Origin of the sequence: Streptomyces laculatispora, assembly GCF_017353455.1 — a bacterium.
Lineage (GTDB): Bacteria > Actinomycetota > Actinomycetes > Streptomycetales > Streptomycetaceae > Streptomyces > Streptomyces laculatispora.
The window spans coordinates 1-4799 of the sequence record NZ_JAFMPZ010000085.1 but is presented as its reverse complement, the minus strand read 5'-3'; the positions used below and the strand labels follow the sequence as shown (position 1 = coordinate 4799).

Annotated in this window: 3 protein-coding genes; 1 reads left to right on the top strand and 2 read right to left on the bottom strand. The window is 75.3% G+C overall.

Going from position 1 to position 4799, the window contains the following annotated elements; genetic code table 11:
• Together J1C73_RS04675 and J1C73_RS04670 are read right to left on the bottom strand one after the other, a co-directional pair.
• Positions 1-2011 (bottom strand): DUF5682 family protein (locus tag J1C73_RS04675; RefSeq protein WP_207315213.1); only part of this gene is annotated, 2011 nt, incomplete at its 3' end.
• Complete coding sequence (locus tag J1C73_RS04670; protein ID WP_207315212.1) at positions 2008-3120, bottom strand: ATP-binding protein; 1113 nt, start codon at positions 3118-3120, stop codon at positions 2008-2010. The genes J1C73_RS04670 and J1C73_RS04675, both read right to left, overlap by 4 nt.
• A 117-nt stretch (positions 3121-3237) precedes the next feature.
• On the opposite strand from J1C73_RS04670, the gene J1C73_RS04665 reads away from it, so the two are divergent.
• On the top strand, positions 3238-4799 hold a 1562-nt coding region (locus tag J1C73_RS04665; RefSeq protein WP_242643724.1), incomplete at its 3' end, for an SWIM zinc finger family protein.

The following is a 4799-nucleotide window of genomic DNA, read 5'->3' as shown; positions in this document are numbered from 1 at the left end:
CCGCCCCGCCGACGAAGCCCTCGATCCACGCGGCGGCGTCGGCGGGCGGTGTGCCGGGCGACAGGGCCAGGCCCATCAGCCGGGCCGCGTCGTCCTGTTCGAGGTGCCCGTCGTCGAGCAGCAACCGGGCGGCCCGGCCCCGGATCACGCCTGCGACCGTGTCGCGGGCGGCGAGCTTGCGCAGCACCGCCCTCCAGCGTTCGCGCAGCCCGTCCGCGCTCGCCGGGACGGCGCCGGCGAGCAGCCCGACCGCCGTGTGGACGCCGTCCACCTGGCGGCGCAGCGCGGCGGCCCCGTCGTCGTCGAGTCCGGTGCAGGCGGGTGGCAGTCCGACGCAGATCCGCTCCGCCAGCCCGGCCGCGACCTCCCCGAGCGCCGCGGTGTCCGTGGACCGGACGTCCCCGTAGCGCAGCGTCCGGGCCAGGGACGGCAGGGCGTCGGCGAGGTGGCCGACGTCCGTGTCGAGGGCAGCACGGTCGGCGAGCACGCGCATCACGACGGGCAGCGCTTCGGGCAGTTCGGCCAGCAGGCACCGTTCGGCGAGCGCGGTGACCTCGGCGAGGGCGGTGGCCGCCACGGCGTCCGACTCGGCGCGGGCGGTCGCGGCGGAGAGCACGGTGGTGCCCCATACGCCCGCCTCCGCGACGCGTACGTACAACTCGGGCTCCCAGCGCAGCCGCCAGCTCTCCCGGAAGGTGCCGGTGCTCCCCCGGCCCTCGGTGGTCTCGCCCCAGCCGACGCCGAGGATCCGCAGCCGGTGCAGCAGCCGGCTGCGGGCCGCGTCGGTGTCCTTACGGAGGTCGAGCTCCATGTCCCGTTCGGACGCCTCCGGTTTGAGCCGCAGGGTGCGCTGCAGGCGGGTGAGGTCGCGCTGGAGCGGCACGGCGGGGGCGGTGTCCGGTACCTCGCCGAGTGTCCCGCCGACGATCAGCCGGTCCCGGACGAGGGCGAGCGGTACGTCGGAGCCCTCGCACATCACGGCGCGGACGGCGTCGGTCGCCTCGCTCAGTCCGGCGAGCGGCCGGCCCCGCATGGCGGCGAGGGTCGCGGCGAGCCGGACGGCCTCGATGACATGGGCGGACGACACGAACCGGTCCTCGTCACGCAGGAGTCCGGCGACCTTGGTCATCCACCGTTCGACCGGGCGGTCCGGGGATGCGAAGAGGTGTGCGTACCAGCCGGGTGAATCGATCCCGGCCCCGTATCCGCTGTGCCGGGCGAGCCGGTGGTGGGTCCAGGGCACCCAGGTCAGCTCGGCCTTGGTCTTGGGCAGTCCCTTGAGGAGGGCCCGGTCGGCGGCGAGCGTCGTCCTCGCTTCGAGCGCGGGTACGTGCCAGGCACCGCAGACCACGGCGAAGCCGTCGCCGAACTCCTTGCGCGCCGTGCGCAACTGGATCCGCATGTACGCCTCGCGGACCGCGTCCCTGGGGTGGCCGCCGTCCCCGTACACCTCGCGCAGCGCGGTCATCGCCTCGCCGAGCGCGGCGAAGGCCGCCAACGGGTCGCCGGGGCCGCCGTCGTGGGCGCGGTGCTCGACGACGTCCTCCCACCAGCGCTCGGGGTCGTCGTAGCCCGCGGTCTCGGCCAGTACCCCGATGGGGTCGACCGGGACGGGCGGGGAGCCCGCTTCCCCGGCCTGTTCCGCCGGGCCCCGGCGCTCGTCCTCCTCCGTCATGGCCAGCGAGTGGGCGGCCGGCAGGTCGATGAAGCGGACCGGGACGCCGTGCGCGAGGGCCCAGCGGATCGCGACCCATTCGGGCGAGAACTCGGCGAGCGGCCAGAACGCCGCCCGTCCGGGATCGTCCACCGCATGGGCGAGCAGTGCGACGGGCGGCCGCATCTGCTCGTCGGCGGCGAGCGGCAGCAGCGCGTCGCCCTCGGGCGGGCCCTCGATGAGCACCGCCCGCGGACGGGCGGCCTCCAGTGCGGCGCCGACGGCGCGGGCCGAGCCGGGGCCGTGGTGCCGCACCCCCAGCAGCAGCGGCCCGCCGGGGCGCGGGGCGCCGGTCACAGGGAGGCCTCACGGCAGGCGCGGTAGAAGTCCTTCCAGCCGTCCCGCTCGCGCACCACCGTCTCCAGGTACTCCTGCCAGACCACCCGGTCGGCGGCCGGGTCCCGGACGACCGCGCCGAGGATGCCGGCCGCGACGTCCCCGGCACGCAGCACCCCGTCGCCGAAGTGGGCGGCGAGGGCGAGGCCGTTGGTGACGACGGAGATGGCCTCGGCCGTGGACAGCGTCCCCGAAGGCGACTTGATCCTGGTGCGGCCGTCGGTGGTGACCCCGTCGCGCAGCTCGCGGAAGACGGTGACCACGCGGCGGATCTCCGCGAGGCCGTCGGGCGCGGGAGGCAGGTCGAGGGAGCGGCCGACCTGGTCGACGCGCCGCGAGACGATGTCGACCTCGGCCTCGGGGGTGGCCGGCAGTGGCAGCACCACCGTGTTGAACCGGCGGCGCAGGGCACTGGACAGCTCGTTGACCCCGCGGTCGCGGTCGTTGGCCGTGGCGATGACGTTGAAGCCGCGGACGGCCTGGACCTCCTGGCCCAGTTCGGGCAGCGGCAGGGTCTTCTCGGACAGGATGGTGATCAGGGAGTCCTGCACATCGGCGGGGATGCGGGTGAGCTCCTCGATCCGCGCGGTTATGCCCTCGGACATGGCGCGCATCAGCGGGCTGGGCACCAGCGCGTCGCGGCTGGGGCCGTGCGCGAGCAGTTCCGCGTAGTTCCACCCGTAGCGGACCGCTTCCTCGGGTGTGCCCGCCGTGCCCTGGACGAGGAGGGTCGAGTCGCCGCTGACGGCGGCCGCGAGATGCTCGGACACCCAGGTCTTGGCGGTGCCGGGCACCCCGAGCAGCAGCAGCGCCCGGTCGGTGGCGAGCGTGGTGACGGCGACCTCCACGAGGCGGCGCGGGCCCACGTACTTGGGTGTGATCACGGTGCCGTCGGACAGGGCGCCACCCAGCAGGTACGTGGCGACGGCCCAGGGCGACAGCCGCCAACGGGCGGGCCGCGGGCGGTCGTCGGCGGCCGCGAGTGCCTTCAGCTCATCGGCGAAGGCGTCCTCGGCGTGCGGGCGCAGCGCCTCGGCGCCCACGGCTGCGGTGGTTTCGGACACGGTCATGGATCCCCCTCCAGATCGGTCGGCCCGATGTGGTTCCCACCGTGCACCATGGCACTGACAATCGGCTTTCCCGCAGGTCAAAGGCGGTTGTCAGTGGTGCGTCCTACCGTCGTGTCCATGCTGCTGACTGACGGGGGAGAACCCTTGCGCACCGCCGCTCCGGCGGCGCGCTGGACGGTGGAGCAGGTCCTGGCCCTGGCTCCTGACGAGGCCTCACGCAAGGCGGGGAACAAGCTCGGTTCGGCCGGGCCGTGGTCGGACACCGGGTGGGACGGCCCGGGTGCGGTGTGGGGGCTGTGCAGGGGGAGCGGGAGCAAGCCGTACCGCACGGTGATCGATACCACCGGCCCCGCGTACAGGTGCAGTTGCCCCAGCCGGAAGTTCCCCTGCAAGCACGCGCTGGGCCTGTTGCTGCTCCGGGCGTCCGACGAGGGGGCCCTGCCCGCCGCCGATCCGCCCGACTGGGCCGGTGAGTGGCTGGCGGGCCGCCGCCGCCGCGCGGAGGCCGCGGAGGTGAAGGAGCGGCCGGAGGGGGGTGAGGGCACCGCGGCCGGACCCGCCGATCCGGCGGCCGCCCGGCGGCGGGCCGAGCGCCGGGCCGGGCGGATCAGCGGCGGCGTGCGGGAGCTGGAACAGCGCCTGACCGACCTGGTGCGCGGCGGTCTGGCCGCGGCCGAGCAGTCGGGATACGGGCTGTGGGAGGAGACGGCGGCCCGCATGGTCGACGCCCAGGCGCCCGGTCTGGCTGGACGGGTAAGGGAGTTGGGCGCGATCCCGGGTTCCGGACCGAGCTGGCCGGTGCGGCTGCTGGAGGAGTGCGCGCTGCTGCATCTGCTGGACACGGGCTGGCTGGGCATCGACCGGCTGCCGCCCCCACTGGCGGCCACGGTCCGTACCCGGGTCGGGCTGCCGGCCCCCGCCGAGGGTCCGCCGGTCCGTGATCACTGGCTGGTCCTCGCCCAGTACGACACCCCCGAGGGCAAGATCGTCGCCCGCCGTATCTGGCTGTACGGGAGGCAGTCGGGCCGGACCGCGCTGCTGCTGTCCTTCGGGGCCGCCGGCCGTTCCCCCGGACAGGCCCTGCCGGTGGGCGTCACGCTGGATGCCGAGCTCACGCCCCATCGGGGATCGGGACAGCTGAGGGCCGAACTCGGGACGCGGTTCGGGACGCCGGCACCGGCCGGGACGCCGCCGCCGGGCGTCACGGTCGCCGGGGCGGTCGCCGCGTACGGGCGGGCCCTGGGCGACGACCCCTGGCTGGACTCCTGGCCGGTGACGCTGCGCGACGTCATACCCGTGCCGTCCGAGGACGGCTGGCAACTGGCGGACGCGGAAGGGGATTCGGCCCTGCCGATCGCCCCGGCCGCGCTGTCCCGGCCCGCGCTGTGGAAGCTCGTCGCGCTCTCCGGCGGCGGTCCGCTCACCGTCTTCGGCGAATGCGGCCACCGCGGTTTCGATCCGCTCGCGGCCTGGCCGCCCGTGCGCGAGGGCGGCCAGGCCGCGAGCGGATCGAAACCGCGGTGTCCGCCTTCGCCGAAGACGGTGAGCGCACCGCCGCCTGCGAGCGCGACGAGCTTCCACAGCGCGGGCCGGGACAGCGCGGCCGCGGCGATCGGCAGGGCCGAATCCCCTTCCGCCTCCGCCACTTGCCAGCCGTCCCCGGACGGCACGGGTATGCC